General features: G+C 37.7%; 18 protein-coding genes and 1 pseudogene. All 19 read right to left on the bottom strand.

Annotated features, from left to right (window positions below; all coding sequences use genetic code 11):
- Positions 1–35: 35 nt before the first annotated feature.
- Complete coding sequence (locus tag F7731_RS07360) at positions 36–767, bottom strand: DUF881 domain-containing protein (RefSeq protein ID WP_151534425.1); 732 nt, start codon at positions 765–767, stop codon at positions 36–38.
- Positions 715–1506, bottom strand: coding sequence for a cell division protein FtsQ/DivIB (locus F7731_RS07355; RefSeq protein ID WP_151534113.1), 792 nt, complete (start codon positions 1504–1506; stop codon positions 715–717). Before F7731_RS07355 ends, F7731_RS07360 begins: the two co-directional genes overlap by 53 nt.
- A 300-nt stretch (positions 1507–1806) precedes the next feature.
- Complete coding sequence (gene murB, locus F7731_RS07350; RefSeq protein ID WP_151534112.1) at positions 1807–2715, bottom strand: UDP-N-acetylmuramate dehydrogenase; 909 nt, start codon at positions 2713–2715, stop codon at positions 1807–1809.
- A gap of 67 nt (positions 2716–2782) precedes the next feature.
- Positions 2783–3889, bottom strand: a complete 1107-nt coding sequence (gene murG, locus F7731_RS07345) for an undecaprenyldiphospho-muramoylpentapeptide beta-N-acetylglucosaminyltransferase (RefSeq protein ID WP_151534111.1) — start codon at positions 3887–3889, stop codon at positions 2783–2785.
- 299 nt (positions 3890–4188) lie between these two features.
- Complete coding sequence (spoVE, locus tag F7731_RS07340) at positions 4189–5292, bottom strand: stage V sporulation protein E (RefSeq protein ID WP_151534110.1); 1104 nt, start codon at positions 5290–5292, stop codon at positions 4189–4191.
- 106 nt (positions 5293–5398) lie between these two features.
- Positions 5399–6751, bottom strand: coding sequence for a UDP-N-acetylmuramoyl-L-alanine--D-glutamate ligase (gene murD / locus F7731_RS07335; protein ID WP_151534109.1), 1353 nt, complete (start codon positions 6749–6751; stop codon positions 5399–5401).
- Positions 6752–7726, bottom strand: coding sequence for a phospho-N-acetylmuramoyl-pentapeptide-transferase (gene mraY, locus F7731_RS07330; protein WP_151534108.1), 975 nt, complete (start codon positions 7724–7726; stop codon positions 6752–6754).
- Positions 7723–8181: a hypothetical protein gene (locus tag F7731_RS07325; protein WP_151534107.1), complete on the bottom strand. Its 459-nt coding sequence runs from the start codon at positions 8179–8181 to the stop codon at positions 7723–7725. Before F7731_RS07325 ends, mraY begins: the two co-directional genes overlap by 4 nt.
- 6 nt (positions 8182–8187) lie before the next feature.
- Positions 8188–9648 (bottom strand): UDP-N-acetylmuramoyl-L-alanyl-D-glutamate--2,6-diaminopimelate ligase, encoded by a 1461-nt coding sequence (locus tag F7731_RS07320; RefSeq protein ID WP_151534106.1) that lies wholly within the window; start codon positions 9646–9648, stop codon positions 8188–8190.
- A gap of 239 nt (positions 9649–9887) precedes the next feature.
- Positions 9888–11807, bottom strand: a complete 1920-nt coding sequence (locus F7731_RS07315; protein ID WP_151534105.1) for a stage V sporulation protein D — start codon at positions 11805–11807, stop codon at positions 9888–9890.
- Positions 11808–11904: 97 nt separating this feature from the next.
- Positions 11905–14157 (bottom strand): penicillin-binding protein, encoded by a 2253-nt coding sequence (locus F7731_RS07310; RefSeq protein WP_151534104.1) that lies wholly within the window; start codon positions 14155–14157, stop codon positions 11905–11907.
- Positions 14157–14522, bottom strand: coding sequence for a cell division protein FtsL (gene ftsL / locus F7731_RS07305; RefSeq protein WP_151534103.1), 366 nt, complete (start codon positions 14520–14522; stop codon positions 14157–14159). Before ftsL ends, F7731_RS07310 begins: the two co-directional genes overlap by 1 nt.
- A gap of 231 nt (positions 14523–14753) precedes the next feature.
- Positions 14754–15686 (bottom strand): 16S rRNA (cytosine(1402)-N(4))-methyltransferase RsmH, encoded by a 933-nt coding sequence (gene rsmH, locus F7731_RS07300; protein WP_151534102.1) that lies wholly within the window; start codon positions 15684–15686, stop codon positions 14754–14756.
- Between the two features lie 124 nt (positions 15687–15810).
- On the bottom strand, positions 15811–16242 hold the full coding sequence (gene mraZ / locus F7731_RS07295) for a division/cell wall cluster transcriptional repressor MraZ (RefSeq protein ID WP_151534424.1): 432 nt from the start codon (positions 16240–16242) through the stop codon (positions 15811–15813).
- Between the two features lie 232 nt (positions 16243–16474).
- Positions 16475–18100: a bacillithiol biosynthesis cysteine-adding enzyme BshC gene (gene bshC / locus F7731_RS07290; protein WP_151534101.1), complete on the bottom strand. Its 1626-nt coding sequence runs from the start codon at positions 18098–18100 to the stop codon at positions 16475–16477.
- Positions 18101–18392: 292 nt separating this feature from the next.
- On the bottom strand, positions 18393–18791 hold the full coding sequence (locus tag F7731_RS07285) for a DUF3397 domain-containing protein (protein ID WP_151534100.1): 399 nt from the start codon (positions 18789–18791) through the stop codon (positions 18393–18395).
- Positions 18792–19700 carry a 2-dehydropantoate 2-reductase gene (locus F7731_RS07280; protein ID WP_151534099.1) on the bottom strand — a complete coding sequence of 303 codons (909 nt, stop codon included), beginning with the start codon at positions 19698–19700 and terminating at the stop codon, positions 18792–18794.
- A gap of 317 nt (positions 19701–20017) precedes the next feature.
- A complete protein-coding gene (locus F7731_RS07275) occupies positions 20018–21559 on the bottom strand; it encodes an acyl-CoA carboxylase subunit beta (protein WP_151534098.1) in 1542 nt (513 codons plus the stop codon).
- A gap of 41 nt (positions 21560–21600) precedes the next feature.
- Positions 21601–21813, bottom strand: a pseudogene (locus F7731_RS07270) (biotin/lipoyl-containing protein).
- Positions 21814–21841 lie beyond the last annotated feature (28 nt).

Raw genomic sequence — 21841 nt, 5'->3', positions numbered from 1 at the left:
AAATTGTGGACGATTTTGGGAAAATAGGCTAATGATTAGCTTCCTAATAAAGGTTCCATCATGATCTCAGCTTTTTTTTCAAGTGTGAACTGGATATTCTCATTAACTAATGAGTCCTTAACCCCTCCCGTTAAATTCAGTGCAGAGGCTAATACATCTGTATCCCCGATAGCACTAATAACGAATGGCGCAGGATGCTGGTAGCCGTCAATTTCTATAACGGGTCCGTTACATAGAATATAGGAGTTATGGGATAGCCTTTGTCCGTTGATGGCAATGGCTTGCGCACCAGATATATATAACTCATTAATAACTTTAAACACATGATGCTCATGAACAATGTAATTATTAACATTCACTTCATTAGGGTTATAATCACCATCTGAAAGTGTGACTTCCACACCTTGCCCTTTTACTTTAACTTTACCTAAATACATGCGATATTTTTCGGCATCTTCAGCCAAGTTAAAGTAAACTTGAGCTTCTTGAGACATTTCCTTCTCAATCTCACGGACTCTTTCTTGTTTTTCATACACTTCCTTTTGTAATGCACGATTTTTTTCTTCTAGTCCAACTAATTGATTACGAAGTTCTATATCTCTTTCCCACTGTTTTCCAGTTATTGCTGCTTTTTCAGCATCACTTTGCGTTAAATGATATGAAAAAGCGATGATGTATCCTAAAACAAGAAAAACTAAAGAAAATACAACATGGTTACCCGTTACCTTCAGCTTCTTCCTCAAACTGTTCAGCTCCCTCTTCTTCATAAGCTTTAAAATAAGAGCCGACTTCCAAATCAATAACTCCTTTTTTATCAGGATTTAATTGGCTAATAATAGAAGGATAATGCGACATTTTTGCAGAAAAACTTTTGACCGTTGCACTAACCTCAAATCCATCATTCATGTACAGCGTCAAATGATATGGGTCTGTTTTTTTCGGTGAATGATGGATTTCCGAAATAGAATTCAAAACCATTTCCGGGAGCTTTTCTAGCTCTTTAATCATTTTATTTAATTCATTTCCTTCAGAAAACCCAATTAGAATAGGAGCAATAGCGGGGATCTCTGCCGTTTTCCCTTGTTGTAAAATTCCCCCATTTTCAAGAACTGGCAAATAGCTTTTCCCTTTCATAATATAGGCAATTCGTTTGTATTCATTTATTTCAATTTCTACGGTATTCGGCAATATTGTTTTTACCTTTGCAGATTTTATCTCTGGAAGCTTTTCTAGTTTTTCTTTAATCACCTTTTCTTCAACTTTCCAAATATTCATTTTTTCGGAAAGCGCTGATAGAGCAATTAATTCCTCAGAATTGTATGTAAAGTTCCCCTTAATTGCTATATTTTTCACATGACTTAATGGTGATTGGAAATAAATGATAAATGAAATAAGCGTGAAAAATAAAAGCAGCAAAAAAACAAGTCTTCTATTAGCTTTTTTTCGCCTTTGTTGTTTAAGTTTCGGAATTCGATCCTCAATAGAAACAACCTTCCCTTTTTCCATTTCATTCACCTCATTTAAAAAGCTCCAATGTTAAAAATTTCACTAATAAAAGGGAGCTTGTCCCATCTCCCACTCTATTCTCATTTTATTTTTCATCTAAAAATCGATAAAAACAACGGCATGAATAGACATGCCGTCATTCATTATTATGAGTTAATGCAGAATTGAAGGTCATCTGAGCAATCACTGCATACATCTCACATTTATTATGAAAAGTGCTAATTATTGTCTTTTTTATGGACCATAGTCCTAGAGAATAATTATAACACAAACCACAAAGTATTTAAGTTGTATTTCCTATTACTTTCGACCGATTATTTCCACTTCAGTTTCTATTTTAATAGTATATTTGTCATAAATAGTATCTTTTATATGCTGAATGAGTGCCAATACATCTGCAGCTTTTGCGTTTCCAGTATTGACTATGAAGTTTCCATGCATATCTGATACTTTAGCTCCGCCAATTGAAAAGCCTTTTAGGCCAGCATCTTCAATAAGACGCCCTGCATAATTCGGAAGCGGATTCCTAAAGATACTGCCAGCACAAGGGAAATTCCATGGCTGCGTTTCTTTCCGATACTCTTTATTTTTTTGCATCTCAGCAAAAATAATATCTTTGTCACCAGCTTGCAATTGAAATGCGGCTTCGATCACAATTCCAGGACGTTTATTCTGCAAAACAGAAGTCCTATAAGAGAATTCCATTTCCTCTTTTGAGAGCCACTCCACTTTTCCATCTGCAAATAGAATATGGGCTTTCTTTAAAATGTTGGAGATATCCGATCCGTGAGCACCGGCATTCATATAAACTGCTCCACCGACTGATCCCGGTATACCACTTGCAAACTCGAGACCCGATAGTCCCTTTCTGCTTATTTGTGTTGAAAGACTAACGAGTGAATAGCCTCCACCAACTAATAGTTCCGATCCGTTTAATTCCATATGAGCGAGACCTGCGCCAAGCTTTATAACCGCACCCGCTATGCCTGAGTCGGAAATTAATAAGTTGGAACCTCTGCCAATAGCAGTCCATTCTACTTGATATTCATGTAAAATCTCGATCGTTTTAATAATATTTTCAACGGATGAAGGCTCAATAAACAAATCAGCCGGACCGCCTATTTTCATCGTTGTATGGTTCGCTAACGGTTCATTTTCTTTTATTTTTCCAATATTTGCTTCTCGAAGTTTGTTCATCAATTCGTTCATATAAACCTCCCTTTCTCATCTGAAATGAAGAATTGATCTAATATATTATGCAATTAAAATAATTGGGCTACTTGCTCCCTATTGAATTTACAAGTTTTTCCATTAAATGATAAAGCCTATTTGCTGCATCAGGGATGCCTAACTTTTTCGCTGCTTTTTTCATTTCATTTAATTTCAAATCATCCATTAATATTTGATCCATATGCTCAATTAATTTTTTACCTGTCAGTTCTTTTTCTAATAAAAGCTCCGCCGCACCGTGATCGCTTAATGAACGGGCATTTTTTTCTTGATGGTTGTTCGTTACATATGGACTCGGGATTAAAATGCTCGGTATCCCAAGAGATGTCAGTTCAGCCAATGTAGTTGCACCAGCTCTTGCAATCGTTAAATCGGTTCCGGCTAAAATTTCCGGCATATTGTGAATAAAGGGCTTTATGATGACATTTTCGGGATTTCCAATTAACTCCACTTCTTTTTGAACTTCCTCAAAATGAACATCCCCTGTTACATACAATACTTGATATGGCTTCCTGCCTAGTTCAGTTAAGGATTTTAAAACTGCTTCATTTATCGGTCTGGCCCCCCTGCTCCCGCCAACGATTAAAACAACTGGTAAATTAGTTTTTAAGCCGACAGATAGCCTTCCTTTAATTCCATCGTTACCAAGCACTTCAGAAGCTCGGGGATTCCCTGTTAATACAACCTTTTCTTGCGGAAAAAACTTTTTCGCTTCATCAAAACAGACAGCAATCTTATCTACATATTTGCTTAGGAATTTATTCGTTAATCCTGGGACACTATTTTGTTCATGGATAATCGTCGGAATTCCGAGCTTTGCTGCCGCATAAACGACCGGTCCGCACACATACCCGCCCGTTCCAATGACAACGTCTGCTTTAAAATCCTTTAGCATTTTTTTACTATCTCTGACACCTTTAAAAAAACGCAAGATTGTTTTTACATTTTCAATTGAAATCTTTCTTTTAAACCCTGTAATATGTATTGATTTAAATGGAATATTTTCTCTCGTTACAAGTTTACTTTCTAATCCTTTTTCCGTTCCAATATATAAAAACTCTGCATCCTTCGTATCCTTTTGAATTTCTCGAATAAGCGCTAAAGCCGGATAGATATGACCTCCAGTTCCGCCGCCGCTAACTACTATTTTCATGTTCTCACCTCAAGCAGAGTGTTTTCATTTTTTATATTCATACATGAGATTTTCCCATACACTAAACCCTATTCTACTATATAAAAACCCAAGTTTAGAACGAGTGAGCATAATGACATGTAATTGTAATAAAAATTTGTTGATTATATTCATTTTTATCTCTTCGTAACATTTTTAATGGGTATACTTACCTGTTGAATTCCACTCAAATCAACAACAAATAAACAATTCAACAATTTTATTTAACACAACCTATTTTTAAAACAAAAAGAAACCCTGGCAAGCAGGGTCAAAAAAAGTTAGTATCGGGAATATCTGCTTATATTTAATAATACCCCAATTGCTATAAGCATTAGTGTTAAAGACGATCCTCCGTAGCTTAGGAATGGAAGGGTAATTCCTGTGACTGGCATAAGTCCGATAACAACACCGATATTGATCATCACTTGAATGGCTATCATCGCAATAATTCCGACGGCCAAGAAACTGCCAAATAAATCTGGAGCTCCGATGGCAATTCTTATGCCTCTCCATAATAAAAGAGAAAATAATAAAATTACGAAGGATCCGCCAATAAATCCAAGCTCTTCTGAAAGAATGGCAAATATGAAGTCTGTTTGTGGTTCAGGCAAATAGAAAAATTTCTGTCTGCTTTGACCAAGCCCTAGTCCGAATAAGCCACCGGGTCCAATTGCATATAGTGACTGGATAATTTGGAAGCCGCTTCCTAAAGGATCTTCCCACGGATCTAAAAAAGAGGTAATTCGTTTAATCCGATAAGGAGCAGATAACACTAATGCAACAAATCCTGTTAATCCTAGCAAACCTAAACCAATAAAATGGCTAATTCTTCCGCCTGCGATAAATATCATGACAAGACAAGTACCGACCATGACGGTCCCTGTTCCAAGATCCGGTTGCAGCATAATTAATCCAAAGGCTAGGAATACAATACCTAATGCCGGCACGAGCCCTTTCGTAAAGGAGGTAATTAGCTTTTGCCGATCAGATAAAAATTTAGCAAGGAAAGCAATCATCGCCAGCTTCATAAATTCAGAAGGCTGAATCGAAAATGCACCTACTCCAATCCAGCTTCTAGATCCATTCCGAACATTTCCGATTCCTGGAATAAGTACTAAAAGTAATAAGACAAAACAGATAATCACGATTATTTTTGCCGAAGATCTCCATGTCCAATAGTCGACATTCATAATAAAAATCATCGCAATAATTCCCACGACTGCAAAGAGCAATTGCCGCTTAGCAAAGAAAAATGAATCATTAAATTTATAGTCTGCCCATATTGCGCTTGCACTATATACCATCGTTAAACCGACTGCAAGCAATGTTAGCGTAACAATAAGTAAAATTAAATCGGGAGTCGTTCTTTTTGTTGGTAACACGAAAACACCTCGAATGCAAGTTTTAGGGCTTATAAAAGAACATATAACCTGCACTTCTTCCGCTGGATGACTCCCGTGATGTTAATTAACTAAAGCGAACAAGCCCTCACTTAAGCATATGCACCGCTTGTATAAAAATGTCTCCCCTAACCTCAAAAGTTTTGTATTGATCCCAGCTTGCACAAGCTGGTGACAATAAAATGACATCACCTTGCTCAGATAACTGATAGGCTAAAGGAACGGCTTTTTCCACATTATCGACATGCTTAATCGTTTTTATTCCTGCCTGTACAGCTGCCCGTTCAATTTTTGGAGCAGTCTGCCCAAATGTAACAACTGCCTTTACGTTTTTAAAATACGGAATTAATTCGTCAAATTCATTCCCGCGGTCCAATCCGCCCGCAAGAAGAACAATAGGTTCTTCAAAGGCAGAAATGGCATTTTGAGTAGCCAAAATATTCGTTGCCTTCGAATCATTATAAAATTTCCTTCCATCATGCTCCAGTATGAACTGCAGTCGATGCTTGACACCATTAAATGTATGAAGCACCTGATATATCGCCTCATTATCTACAGATGATAATTTGGCAGCCGCAACGGCGGAAAGAATATTTTCTAAGTTATGCATTCCTGGCAAAGCAATATCCTTTGTTTCCATGATTTTTTCATCATTAAAATAAATCCAGCCATTGTTTATATATGCACCGGCATCTAGAATTTTTTTAGTGGAAAAAGGGATTATTTTTGCATTAGATCCAGCAGCAACCTTCATCACATCATCTTGATCAGCATTAACAACAAAAAATTCATGTTCTGTTTGATTTTTAGTAATATTTGCTTTCGCTTGAACATAATCTTTTCTTGTTCCATGATAATCAAGATGGGCATCGTATAAATTTGTTAAGATTGCAATTTTTGGATTAAATTCGCCAATTCCCATCAATTGAAACGAAGAAAGCTCGATGACAATTGTATTTTCATTTGATGCCTCTTGTGCCACCTCGGATGCAACTGTTCCTATATTCCCCGCAATTAATGGCAGCTTTTGCCCCGCTTTTAACATCTCATAAACGAGCGTAGTTGTCGTCGTTTTCCCATTTGTTCCTGTAATTGCAATAAAAGGAGCTTCTGAAATCAGATAAGCAAGCTCCACTTCAGTAATAACAGGAATGCCTCTTTCAAGTGCCCCTTTTACCAATGGATTAGTATATGGAATCCCTGGGTTTTTTACGATTAATTCAAATCCCTCTTCAAGAAGTCCTAGAGGGTGCTCCCCGCAAATCACAGTAATCCCCTTTTCAAGAAGATGCTGTGCTTCGAGATTTTCAGAAAGAGGCTTGAAATCATTGACAGTCACAAATGCACCAAGTTTATGTAAAAGAGATGCCGCAGCAACCCCGCTTTTTGCCAATCCTAATACTAATATTTTTTTATGACGAAAGTGATTGATCTGTTTCAATTACATCCACACCTCAATATAAATTCCAAGAATTGCGCATAATAAACCTACCGCCCAAAAAGTTACGACGACTCTCCACTCTGACCAACCGGCCAATTCATAGTGATGATGCAAAGGACTCATTCTAAAAATCCTTTTCCCTGTTGTTTTAAATGAAATAACTTGTAAAATAACCGATAACGTTTCAATAACAAACACGCCGCCTATGATTATTAAAATGATTTCAAGCTTCGTTAAAATTGCAATGGCAGCAATTGCTCCACCTAATGCTAGTGATCCGGTATCACCCATAAATACTTTGGCAGGATGAGCATTAAAAACTAAAAATCCAAGAACTGCACCGGCTACAGCGACAGCGAAAATCGCAATTTCAAATTGTGATAAACTCCATGCCAAAACAGCAAATGCGCCAAAGGCAATGGCAGTAGTACCAGATGATAGCCCATCAAGCCCATCTGTAATGTTCACCGCATTGGAAAATCCAACTAGCCAAAAAATGATAAATAATACATACATCCATCCTAAATCATAGGAAAGATTTGTTAACGGTATATGAATGACTGTTGAAAAATCATTTTGCTGTAAAACAAAATAAAAAATAACCGAGATGATGATTTGTCCTAATAGCTTTTGCTTTGATGTCAATCCAAGGTTTCTCTTCATAGCAACTTTAATAAAGTCATCAAGAAAACCAAGCAGCCCAAACCCTATTGTTACTAATAATAGCAAATAAGTTTTTATCGTTGGTTCGGAGAATTTTCCAGTCATCACAAGTGTCGTTATAACAACAGAAAAAAGGATCATAATTCCGCCCATTGTAGGTGTACCAGTTTTCTTTAAATGGGATTTTGGCCCTTCCTCTCTAATGCTTTGCCCAAATTTTAATCTTCTTAAGAAGGGAATAAAAATGGGAGAAAGTAATACTGTGACTAAGAAACCCATTAATATCGTAAAAAATATAACTCTCTCCATCATTTTGCTCCCTCCTTTCCATCTTGGAGCTGCTTAATCTCACGTATTTTTTCAAGTTTCAATGCAATATCATATGTAGCATCGTTTTCTTTAAGAATAATGTCATTAGAAAAAAGGAAATTAGTTCCATCTTTCTTTACTAAATGATTTTTTGAAATTTTTTCTATATATAATTCCATCATGTCCTTTAAGCCTTTCAATAAGTCATTTGTTAAAAATATTGGAAAATGATTAGGTGTATATCGCGGAATTTCCTTCCCCTCTTGCCACAGAACAGCGACTGCTCCATTTTCAATCGCAGTTTTCAATTCACCAGATTCTTCCCCGATAGGAATAAACACTCCTCTATACTGCTGCATATTAGAATTGGTCGTGACCGTATGAAAAAGAAGATGTGGATCCTTTATTCCTATTACTTTCGGAAATAGATTCGCTAAATCATTATATGTTAAAAACATTATTTATTATCGCTCCTCTATTGCCTCTTTTGCGACTAAACGGTCATCAAAATCGAAAACCTGATTTCCAATGAGCTGATATGTTTCATGTCCTTTACCAGCAATTAAAATAACATCCCCTTCAGCCGCATTGTTAACAGCATAGTATATTGCTCCTTTTCTATTGGCAATTACTTTATATTTCTGGCCTTTTACGCCTTCTTCCATATCATGCAAAATATCAAGCAAATCTTCACTTCGCGGATTATCAGATGTGAATATAGCATCTGTACTAAATCGGCATGCAATTTGAGCCATAAGGGGTCTTTTTGAACGGTCTCGGTCACCGCCACAGCCTACAATCACAAAGACACGCTCTTTCGCAAATTCCCCAACAGTCTTTAGGGCATTTTCCAAGCTGTCTGGTGTATGAGCGTAATCTACAATGACAGAGAAATCCTGGCCTGCATTAACTGTCTCAAACCTCCCTGAAACACCTTTAACTCCTTCAATAGACTGAATAATATTTTCGATTGGTACTCCAAATGCGATTCCTGCTCCAATCGCAGCCAGTGCATTATAGACATTAAATTTGCCAAGTAGTTTAATTGAGACTTTATACAGTCCATATGGGCATTGCAATTCAAAAGCTGTTCCTGCCGCTGTCATTTGAATATTCATTGCCCGTAAGTCTGCTGGCTTATCAATCCCATACGTCAAAACATGGGCAGCAGTTGCTTTAATATAATAATCAGTTACTTCATCGTCAATATTAAGGACAGCAAATTTTGGAGGGTTTTGCCCGTATGCACTGCCAAGCTGCGAAAATAAAAGACTTTTTGCATTTCGATATTCTTCCATTGATTTATGATAATCAAGGTGATCTTGAGTCAAGTTTGTAAATACGGCTAGGTCAAAATCACAGCCATGAATTCTGCCTTCATCTAGAGCATGTGAGGAGACCTCCATGACAGTTGACTGAACACCTTCATTGACCATTTGATTGAAAACTCGCTGTAATGTAAGAGAATCTGGGGTTGTATTTTTGACTTCTGATTTTTTATCACCGATTTTTGTGTACATTGTACCGATTAGCCCTGTTTTCTTGCCAAAGTCGGAAAGAACTTTTTCAATTAAATGGCTTGTTGTCGTTTTCCCATTCGTCCCGGTAATTCCAATTAAGTGAAACTTCTTACTTGGCTGATGATAAAATGAATCTGCTAAAATCGCCATAGCACGCCTAGAATTTCGCACAACAATGACCGGAATTGGAAGTTGCATTTCTTTTTCAGAAATAATGGCAGCTGCCCCATTTTGAACAGCTGACCCGGCAAAATTATGGCCATCAACAGTAAAGCCTTTTATACAAATAAACAAGCTGCCGCTTTGGACTTTCCGACTGTCATTTTCGATTGAAGAGATGTCTGGATTTTCCCCGCTATATGCCATGTACGGCTGCAAATTATGCAATAGCGTATGTAACTTCATTTCGTCATCCCCTTACATTCAACTTAACATACATACGACTTAAAGCAATTTTAAACAGCCAAAATTCATAACGATTTTCATTTTACATGAAAAATTGAGTTTTAGCTATTTGTTTTTAAAAATGAGGTAACGCCTTAATTGGGGCAAAGATAAATACAGAAATTCAGAGGGCTCTATCGCTGTCGCCTAAAGATGAATAAGGGCGGCGTCATAGGAGCCGCCCTCTAAAAATGAAGTATTTATTCTTCTTTATCAAAGTAAAGTCTAATCGTAGAACCCTCTTTTAGCTTTATACCCGGTTCGGGTGTTTGCTTAACGACTATATTTCCTTCTCCACTTGCATCAATCTTTAAATTAATGAATAACTCGCCAAGCTCTTTCTTCGTAATTCCGACTAAATCTGGCACTTCAACCATTGGGGCATCTGGCCATTTAATTTCCTTCTCAATTTGGCCTTTTCTAGGTTTAACTCCTATGGCGCGTAAGCTATCGCCTATAATATTCCCAGCAATAGGCGCCGAAACTACACCTCCAAATTGCAAAGTGCCCTTCGGATTATCTACGGCAACATAGACAATTATTTGCGGATCATCTGCTGGAGCAAATCCTATGAAAGAAACAATATGGTTATTTTCAAGATATCTTCCGCCTTGTGCCTTTTGGGCTGTTCCTGTTTTTCCGCCGACACGGTAACCATCAATAAATGCTTTACCCCCAGATCCTTGAGCCACTACACTTTCGAGAGCGTATCTAATTTGATCTGATGTTTCCTTTGATATGACTTTCTTTTTGGCTGTCGGGGTTTTTCTCATAACAACTTCGCCTGTTCTTGGATCAATCAATTCCTTTGCCACATAAGGGGTGTACAATGTTCCACCATTTATTGCGGCAGAAACGGCAGCTACTTGTTGTATCGGTGTTACAGATACCCCCTGTCCAAATGCAGTCGTCGCTTGTTCAACAGGTCCAACCCGGTCTAATTTGAATAATATTCCGGTTCCCTCTCCTTGAAGGTCGATTCCTGTTTTCTGTCCAAAGCCAAAATCTCTAATATATTTGAATAAAGTTTCTTTTCCTAACCGTTCCCCCAGTTCAACGAAGCCAGGGTTACAGGAGTTTTGCACGACTTCAAGGAATGACTGACTGCCATGACCGCCTTTTTTCCAACATCTTAATCTTGCCCCGCCAACTGTCACATAGCCAGGGTCATGAAAATGATCTTTCTCCAAGTTTACCTTACCTTCTTCTAAGGCAGCAGCTAGTGTAATAATCTTAAATGTAGACCCTGGTTCAAATGTACTCCAAATCGGTAAATTTCGGTTATAGATTTCAGGAGCGACATTCCTAAAGTTTGCCGGATCAAAGTTTGGTCTGCTTGACATAGCTAAAATTTCGCCATTATTCGGATTCATAGCAATAGCAATAATCCCATCAGGATTATATGTTGCCTGAGCAATATCTAGTTCACGCTCCATAATCGTTTGCACTTTAGAATCAATAGTAAGCTTTAAATCCAATCCATCCTCAGGCGGGTCATAATCATCTGCCATATCATTCATTCGCCGGCCTTTTGCATCGGCATAAAACTTGACTGAGCCTTTTTTTCCTTTTAATTCCTTATCATAAAAAAGTTCTAATCCCATCAGTCCTTGATTGTCGATCCCAGCAAAACCGAGCACATGGGATAAATAATTACCGAATGGATTATGTCTTTTTGAATCTTCACCAAGATACACACCATCAATATTCAGTGCTCTTATTTCTTTTGCCTTTTCGTGGGAAATTTTTCTGCCCTCTTTTACCTTTACATCTTTCTCATTTTTAGTAATTTGGGCAAATATTTTTTCTTTAGATGCATTGAGAACAGCTGCCAGTTTTTCAGCAGCATCATTCGGATCCTTAATTTGCCGTGGAACTACATAAATTGTCGGCGCACTGATATTTGTTGCAAGCTCCACACCATTCCGGTCGGTAATTTTCCCTCTTTCCGGTTCAAAGGTAATATCACGGCTCCATAATTCCTTTGCCCCGCCTGTTAAAGCTTCGCCTAAATAGAATTGGACATATCCGAGTCGAATATCAATAATGAAGAATATTAATATCCCAGCAATTAAAGCGATCGTTAGCCTTTTTCGAACTGTTACATTGGAAACACGCATGAACGGACGAACCTCCTTAGATTATGGCTCGTTCCAAATATATGCTTGTACCCTTTAAAAAAGAATTAAAAGACAAGGGAATATGAAGTATTGCGGTTTAATCTCTTACCTCGATCGTTTCTTCCTCTACAGATTCTTCCTCTACAGATTCTTCTTCATCGTCTTTTTTGTATTTCTCTTTAGGCAGTTCCAGTTCTACGATTAAATATTCACCTTCCGAAAATAAAGTACCAGGTTTCATATTTTGCTTCTTCACATATCCATTGCCGACGGAATTTAATTGTAAATTACCCAACTTGGCAATCTTCATGACATCCCGTAATGACCAACCAAGCATATCCGGGATAAATAAGTCTCCATCGGTTCGAAGGATTACCTTTTCTCCAGAAAGCAAAGTTGCTCCATCTTCAGGCAACTGCTGGATAATCTTACTTCCATTTCCGATAACGACTGGCTCCATTCCTTTCTCGCTTAATTGTTTAATCGCCTCTTCAGTTGATACGCTAGTAACGTTTGGAATCGTTTCAGAATGGGCTTTATTCTGAATTACCGGATCAATATTCAAGTATTGCAAGCTGCTTTTCATAACTGGATTAAAAACTTCTGCGACAGGCACAGAACCACTCGTATAGATGTCAATTTCCGGTTGCTGCACGGCAACATAAACGATTAATTTTGGATCATCTTTAGGTGCCATTCCTAAAAATGAAAATACATAATTTTGACGGCCAGTTAAATAACCGCCTGTCGGTTTTGGAATTTGCGCTGTGCCCGTTTTCCCAGCAACCTCATAGCCTTCAATATTATAATAATTGAACCCTGTACCTTTAGGCGAAGAAACGACTGTCCCTAAAATATCCCGCACTTGCTTTGCTGTATTGGCTGAAATAGGTTTTCCGACAACATTTGGTTTTGTCTTTTTAACAACTTCATCTACTTTATTCGGATCGACAACTTTGCTAATAATATGCGGCTGCATCATATTTCCACCATTTGCGATCGCTGTAGCCGCTTGAATTTGCTGAATCGGTGTAATAGCGGTACCTTGTCCAAATCCTGTCGTAATTTTTTCTAATGGCCAATTATAGACGATTTTTCCGCCTGTTTCATTTGGCAATTCAATCCCTGTTGGATGGTCAAAACCAAACTTTGTTAAATACTTTTCATAGGCATCATAGCCTAGTTTTTCTTTTACTAGTTTGGCAAAAGCTACGTTGGACGAACGTTGAACTCCCTCTAAATAGGAAATCGTTCCCCAACCACGTCCTTCATTCCAATCGCGAACTCTAGATTTTTTATCCACAGCATATTGACCTGAGTGAAATGTATCATTCAGATTAAAGACGCCTTCTTCAATTGCAGCTCCTAAAGTGAAGATCTTCATTGTCGAGCCTGGTTCAAAAGAGTTTTCGATGACTTCATTATGCCATGTTTCATTGATGCCTTCTTTCGTAATCGGATGGAACGAAGGTCTTTGGCCCATCGCAAGAATTTCTCCTGTTTTCGGATCGGCTACAACAGCCATAATTTTCTTCGGTTTGTATTGGCTTGCCACCTTATTCATTGAATCCTCTAGAAAGGTTTGGATTTTTTTATCGATCGTTAAATAAACATCTTGACCATTCGCCGCAGGGGTCACATGCTCCTCACTGTTAGATAAAAGGTACCCCCATATATCACTTTCATATTTCACCTTTCCGTTTTTCCCAGTCAAAATATCATTAAGGCTTTGCTCCAATCCAAGCTTCCCAACTGTTTCTGTTTTGTTTTGCCCAATTTCTTTCTTTTCAACATAGCCGACTAAATGGGAAGCAAAAACCCCATTTGGATAAAATCTCTTTGTGTCTTTACTAAAAGTGATGCCAGGCAGCTTCAATTCCTCAATTTTTCGTTTCTTTTGGTTTGATATATCACGTCCAGCTTTTCCGAATTCAACTTGGGAATAATTCTCATTGGTTTTTGGGTTGATCTTCGTTAATATTCTATAAATTTCTGATTCTTTCATATCAATAACCTTTGCAAGTTCCCTTGCAGTTTTTTCGGGATCCACTACATGCCGTGGCTTATTCTTATTTGATGTCATTTTTTCATCTAAAATGGCAATCAGCTTGTAGGAATTCGTATCTGTCGCGATGACTTCTCCATTACGATCAAAAATCGTTCCCCGTTTTGCTTCAATTGTTTTTTCTTTTTCATATTTTTGCTGTGCCTCCGCGGCAAGAACATGTCCGCGAATTTCACCTGTAATCTGGATGGAGATAAAGCGGTAAACTAAGACAAAAAAGAGCAGGCCAAATATTACAAATAATATCGCTGCTCCAAAGTTAATATTCGGCTGTTTTTTTAGCATTAATCTTGCACAACCTTAACATTATTTTCATTTAATTTTAGGCCAAGCTCCTTTGCTTTTTCCCAAATCCGCTCATATGTACTTAGTTCACTTACCTGCATCTCAAGGTCTCCATTTACTTTCGTTTGTTCTTGTATCGCGATTTTTGTGTCTTGAATTTCTTTGTTGATTTCATAGATGGCCGATTGATTCGATACCATGTTTACAGCCCCGAAGCAGATAACACCCGTAAACAAAAGGCCTAATAATTTCTCTCCTGGCGAAAGCCATGCACTTCTGATTTTTACTTTTTTTGGTGCTTGGACTGTCTGTTTTGGCTGCTCATATCTTTGCTCATGCTGAAGCTTCCTCGCTAAGTTCCCCATTTTTACCCCTCCTATTTAGTGGCCTCGCCTTTTTCTATTTTATACGTTAAGAAATGATAAATTGACAGCGAAGAAGTTGATTCGATGCAGATACCAATTTTAGGAATTAAGTACGACGGACAGGATGTCCTAGTCGGGCGAATGCCACAGGACGTGGCTTTCATAAGCGTGATAAATGCAATTACGCCTCTGTCTTCGCCTTTCCAAGGCTCGCCAATCGGCGAGTTTTCTTTATAACTTTTCCGCTATTCGAAGCTTTGCTGACCGTGCTCGATTATTTGCCTCAAGTTCATTTTCCGATGGAACGATCGGCTTTCTCGTAATTAGTTTAATCACCGGTTTGTATTCATCTGGAATAATCGGTAATCCCGGAGGTAAATTTGGGGTTTCACTAGCATTTTTGAATGTCACCTTACAAATTCTATCCTCAAGTGAATGGAATGTAATTACACTAATCCTTCCGCCAGACTTTAATATATCTATTGCCTGCTGAAGTGATCTTTCAAATACTCCTAACTCATCATTCACCGCAATTCGGATTGCTTGAAATATCCTCTTTGCCGGGTGTCCACCCTTTCTTCTTGCCGGAGCCGGGATTGTATCTTTAATGATTTCAACGAGCTCGCCAGTTGTATTAATTGGCGCTGTTTCTCTCGCCGCCTCAATTTTTCGGGCTATTTGTTTTGAAAACTTCTCTTCACCATATTTAAAGAAAATCTTTACTAATTCGTTAAAACTCCACTGATTTACTACATCATAAGCAGAAAGATTCGCATCCATATCCATTCTCATATCTAATGGAGCATCATGGTGATAACTAAAGCCTCGTTCTGGAGTATCTAATTGAGGAGATGAAACACCTAAGTCATAAAGGACTCCATCCACTTTTTCTACTCCCAATTTCTCTAATTCCTCTTGTAGATGTTCAAAATTGCTTTTAATAAATGTAATTCTGTCACCATATTTCTTCAGCTTCTCTTTTGCATGCAGAATGGCTGTATCATCTTGATCAAAAGCATATAATTTTCCGTTTTCCGATAGCTTGGACAAAATTAATTCGCTATGCCCTGCTCCACCTAACGTACAATCGACATATACTCCGTCTGGATGAATATTCAAGCCTTCTACTGTTTCTTGCAGTAATACTGTCGTATGTTCAAACATGCTGTTCACCTTCCTAGATATGGGAGTAAGGGTTTAGATTTGAGGTAATTGGTCAAATCGCCCATTTCTTTCATTCCTGCCATGTTTCTCCCTAAAGTTTGCTCTCCATATTTTTAATATCTCATTAGATGTCAAACCCAATCATATTTTCTGCAATTTCAGCAAAAGATTCCTCTGAATCTGAGAAATAATCTTCCCATAGGTTTTTACTCCATATTTCAATCCGTCCTGAAACACCTATGACTACACATTCTTTTTCTAATTTTGCATATGACATTAGCGGGGAAGTGATATTAATTCTTCCTTGCTTATCGATTTCACATTCTGTAGCACCTGAAAAGAAAAAACGGGTAAATGCGCGAGCATCTTTTTTCGTGAGCGGCAAGCCTTTCAGCTTCTCTTCAAGCTGTTTCCACTCATCCATTGGGTAGCCAAACAAACATTGATCCAAACCGCGAGTCAATACGAAAGTTTCTCCTAAGCCTTCACGGAATTTGGCGGGAACAATGAGACGGCCCTTATTATCAATGTTATGATGGTACTCCCCCATGAACATACCCACTGACCCCACTTTCTTACTCCAATGTACCACATCCCCCCACTTTCCTCCACTATTTTTTAATTTCTACCACTCGTGAAAAAACCCTTTAGAAAATTTAATTTCTTACCCATTTTTCGTTCGTCTTTTCCTTACAATAGTTTGCATCTTTTTAACTCCATTCCTTTTCTTCAACAAAAAAAGACTATATCCTGGAAGATAAAGTCTTTTTTTGACATTCAGATTGAGCCTAAATTTTGATAAGTTTATGGGTACCATCAAATGTATAGGTGCAATCCAATAAGTTATTGGCGAAGTTTAATCCATATTGATTTAAATAAAATAGTACGTTTAAAACTCTTTCCTGTGGGGACTCTAACGGCCTCAATGCATTCTCAATTCTTGTATATTTACTAATAACCGTTTCATATTTTAATTGTTGAGCTTGTTCAAGCTTTATTTCCATAAATTCTAACTGCTTCAGCAGCAAGCCTTCATTCTTTTTGAGCAATGGGACTAAGCCTTTGTCATTCACTCGCAAATGTTCCTCAAGCTCCTCATAATTTTTCAGAAGATCCTGCTTAGATTTCACAAAAAGCTCTGTAAGCTGTTTGTCACGAATGGAATGAAGAAATTCATCCTTCTTCTTATTACTGCCGGATATTAATACTTCTTCCAAACTGAGATTCAGCTCTTTCATATCTGATTCCACAGTACGATCAAGGAATGTTATATTAAGCCGCGGAACAATTGGTGGCATTTTCAGTCCAAACTGTTCGAATGCTTGCTTAAGTTCAGCCCAATAAGCAATTTCTCCAGGTCCTGCGATAAAAGCGAGAGTTGGGAAAAGCCATTCTTGCATCATCGGCCTCGTTACTACATTATTACTTAGTTTTTCCGGAAATTCTTTAGCGAGCTCAAGCAAGTTTTGTTTAGAGAATTGAAAGTAACCATCTTTTCCACTGAATTTTCCATCATACTCAAGGAGAACTCTTTCATAATTCTCTTCATCATAATAAAACAAATTAGCTGCAAGGCTGCTCATGTCAATTGTTTTCGAATAGCCATCTTTTGTTAGTTCCATTTGCTGGCGAAGGACAGCATTTGTAATCTCTTCACAGCTGTCAATTTGCTTTGCAAAAAACTCTTTTTCTAGCCTGCGAAGATTCTTATCTCCGGAATCAACAATGAGAAGCCCTGTATCCTTAAATAGATTCATAATTAAATGAGCAAAGAAATCAACAAATGTATCTGATTTTTGGATCGAAATTTCCATCATGGAAAGCAAATCCTTCGTATATTCCGTTTCGCCTAATGATTGGATTACATCTTCTACCCATGTTAAACACTGATCTCGATTTAATTTAATATCAGAAACCATTCGTTTGTCATGGATTTTTTCAGGATAAACTCTTTTCTCAAGCTTTTTGTCGTTTTCAATAAATACATGATTCACTTCCGGATAATCATGATCTTCCCCCGCGATCCAAAATACAGGGATAACAGGAATGTGTAAATCCTTTTCCTTCTCCTTAGCTAGTTGAATGATCGAAATAATTTTATGAATTGAATAGAGCGGCCCTGTTAATATTCCAGCCTGCTGGCCTCCAATAATGACTGAACTGTTTTCTTGTCTTAATTTTTCCAGAGAGGCTTGAATCATATCAGAACTTGGATATTTAGACATATATTGTTCGATATGAGCAGCAAGCTCTTGTCTCATAAAGGAACGGCTTATTAATTCATCATATCGTCTTTCATATTCTAATTTTTCATTATATCGATAATGAAAGAATGCTTGAATTTCAGGTGTTTGGGCAATATATTCCGTAGCAAACCGGTTAGTAGCCGGTAAGGAGAGATTGACAACCTCCATTTATGTACTTCCTTTCTTCTTACAGTTTTCAAAAGTTATGATACGAGTATAGCATTGTATCATTTGAAAAGAAAAAGACTTTGCTTAAGCTTTCAAAGTTTGCCCATTGATCTCCGCTGCGGCACTTGCTTTCCGCGGGGAGGGACAGTGATTAAATATCCGTGAATGGACAACGCACGACAAATTGCATATGCATTTTGGAAGAGTCAACTGCCCACCGCTCCAATCAACTCAGATTGTTAATTTAATTTCACACTAATAAAGCAACAAACTTTACGAAAAAAGACTGCAGCTACAGCCCTCCTGCAACAAAAGCATTCACACTTTGAATTAATCCGAACATCATTAATACGACGTACGCCGTAAAAAATAAAAGAAAATTAAAACGCCAATACCCTTTGATAACAAGGGCAAAATTAATTTCATTTTTGATTTTCCAGTGGAGCAAAACAAAAATAATAGCAATAATAAGTAAGGATAAAAATATAATCCATAAAAAGGATTGCTTCCAAATGGCTAGAATTAAATAATGTACAGAAACGATAAATAATAATGTACTCACATCAAGTGCCATATGAACAGCTTTCTTATGCTGCTTCGTTACTTGTTTACAAATGATGAAAACAAGTACATACCCTAATAACGGGATCATAACAAATGCAGCAATGATAGAAGAAAAAAATGTACTCACTCACATTTCCCTCCTTCCTTTGTACTCCTTGCCTTTAATTGCTTCATAAAAACTTGCAGCTAGAGGAATATGCATTCCCAGTTCATCTGCCTTTTCTAATATATAGCCAAGAATCGCATCTACTTCAGTCGGCCGATTACCATCTAGATCCTGAAGCATCGACGAGCGATTTGTGGCTGTCTTTTTACATACGTTTTCAATATGTGAGAGTGTCTCTGCTTTCTCGTTAAGCTTTAATGTTAAGCTAATTTCCGCAAATAATTGCTTAAAGATTTTGTAAAAGTGCGGATTAGACACAAGCTCCCCGTTTTGGGCATTAAGAACTGCCGTCAATGGATTAATAACCGCATTTACCACTAGTTTTTTAACGAGCATTTCTTCATAGTCCTGTTCAATCATAAAGGGAAAATCTTCTGCAGTGAATTGAACTAACTCTTTCAAAATAAATTGAGAATTACTCTTATAATTCGCTAGTTTCGTTATTCCTTTACCGGTATGGATCACATGATTGTTATGTATTTTATTTGCTCCATGCTCAACAGACCCTATATAAATATTTGCCGTTTGCATTATATCAAGCCATTTCAAATGACCCATGCCATTTTGAATGAATAATAAGGAGCCATGATAAAAAGGAGCGCTTTGTACCATTTGCTTTAATACATTTTGCAGATGATATTGCTTTACAGCGATTATTGTTAAGTCTTCACTCCCCTTCCATTCAGTAAACAGGGAAGATTGAATAAAATTGTGCATGATTTGTCCGTTTTTTTCAAAAAGGAGTCCTTCAGTTAATAATTTATTTTTTTGCTCGTTTGTGCGCACATATAAATGGACATCATTCAATTTACTTAAGTAATGAGCAAAAAGCAGACCTAATGAACCGCCGCCAATGATTGCAATTTTCATAATATCCTCTTTCTAAATATGTAATTAGTCATATTTTAACAGAAAAATGAAATGAGGGGGTAAGAATGATGGGTAAATTATAAAGAAAACTCGCCGATTGGCGAGCCTCGGAAAGGCGAAGACAGAGGCGTAGTTGCACTTATCTCGCTCATGAAAGCCACGTCCTGTGGCATTCGCCAGACTAGGACATCCTGTCCGTCGTACTTAATTCCTGAAATTGGCGATTACATCGAATCAACTTCTTCGCTGACAATTTATCCTTTCTTATCGTGTAAAAAGAAACCCTCTTTCGGACTTCGAAAAAGGGAAGAAAGGATTTAAACTGGATAGACTGGATGTTTACGGACACTAAAGATGATCTCTTTTGTTTCATATAAATCAAATCTTTCAATAAGTACATCTCTTAAGTCATAAGGAGAGACGATATCATCGACAATTAGTTCAGAAGCAAGCTTATAAATATCAATATGCTCACTATATTCACGCTGCTTTTCCTGAACAAATGCTATTTTTTCTTTTGGGTCTGAAATTTCATTAATTTTATTTGAATAGACGGCATTCACTGCCGCTTCTGGCCCCATAACAGCAATTTGCGCAGTAGGAAGCGCTATACAGCAATCCGGTTCAAAAGCTGGGCCAGCCATGGCGTAAAGGCCCGCACCATATGCTTTTCTGACAACGACAGAGATTTTTGGCACGGTCGCTGAACTCATGGCGGCAATCAATTTTGCACCGTGGCGAATGATTCCGGCTCTTTCAACCTTCGTTCCGATCATAAATCCAGGTACATCTGCAAGGAATAGTAACGGAATATGGAAGGCATCACAAAGCTGGATGAATTTTGCCGCTTTATCTGCTGAATCAACGAAAAGTACTCCACCTTTCACTTTCGGCTGATTAGCAATGATTCCAATAGTTCTGCCGCCAATTCTAGCTAGTCCCGTAATGATTTCAGCGGCAAATAACTTTTTAATCTCAAAAAAGCTGCCCTCATCAATTAAGGCGTCAATACATTCGTACATATCGAAAGGAGCATTTTGGTTTTTTGGAATGATTTCTTCTAGATCTCGGCCAGCTTTTGGTTGAATCGCTTCAAGCTGCTTCGGTTTTTCCTTGAAGCTTGTTGGGAAATAAGCAAGATAGTTTTTTGCTAAATCAATGGCTTCCTCTTCACTGAAAGCAAGAATATCGCCGCAGCCGCTAATTGTACAATGCATGCGGGCGCCACCCATTTCTTCCAATGTTACTTTTTCTCCAATTACCTTTTCAGCCATTCGAGGCGACCCTAAATACATGGAGGCATTTTTATCAACCATTATGACGATGTCGCAAAAAGCTGGTATATAAGCTCCGCCTGCCGCCGATGGTCCAAATAATAAACAAATTTGCGGAATCATCCCTGATAATTTCACTTGATTGTAGAAGATTTTCCCTGCCCCTCTTCTATTAGGGAACATTTCCAGCTGATCAGTAATTCGAGCGCCTGCAGAATCAACCAAGTACAATAAAGGAACTTTTAATTTTTCGGCCGTTTCTTGAATACGAATAATTTTCTCGACAGTTCTAGCACCCCAGGAGCCTGCTTTTACTGTTGAATCATTCGCCATAACACAGACAGTTTGGCCATTTACTTTTCCAATGGCGGTGACGACTCCGTCTGCAGGTAAATCTTTTTCATGGCAATTAGCGAACTTGCCATCTTCTTCAAATGTTCCATGATCAAAGAGTAATTCTAATCTCTTTCTAACGAATAATTTATTTTGACTTTGCAGCTTTTCATGATATTTTGGATGTCCACCTGCTTCAATTTCCGCGCTTTTTTCTTTTAATTTTTCAACTAAAGAATTAACGGTCGTCATTCTTCTCCCCCTAAAAGTAAATTCGTATTATCGCTAACTTTTTATTCAATTACTATAAGAACATCGCCTTCGTTTACAAAATCACCAATATGGACCTCAATTTCCATTGCCCTCCCTGAAAATTGGCTATCAACCGGGATTTCCATTTTCATAGATTCTAATATGATTACTTCCTAGCATGCGGTGATTTCATCGCCAGTCCCAATCAAAACATTCAAAACTGTTCCAGCCATTGAAGATGTAATTTCTTTCATGATCATAACTGCTACAAAAAATAAATTA

Source organism: Cytobacillus depressus, assembly GCF_008923245.1.
In the GTDB taxonomy this organism is placed as follows: domain Bacteria; phylum Bacillota; class Bacilli; order Bacillales; family Cytobacillaceae; genus Cytobacillus; species Cytobacillus depressus.
Note: the sequence above shows the minus strand (reverse complement) of the source record. Positions and strands in the feature narration are given on the sequence as shown.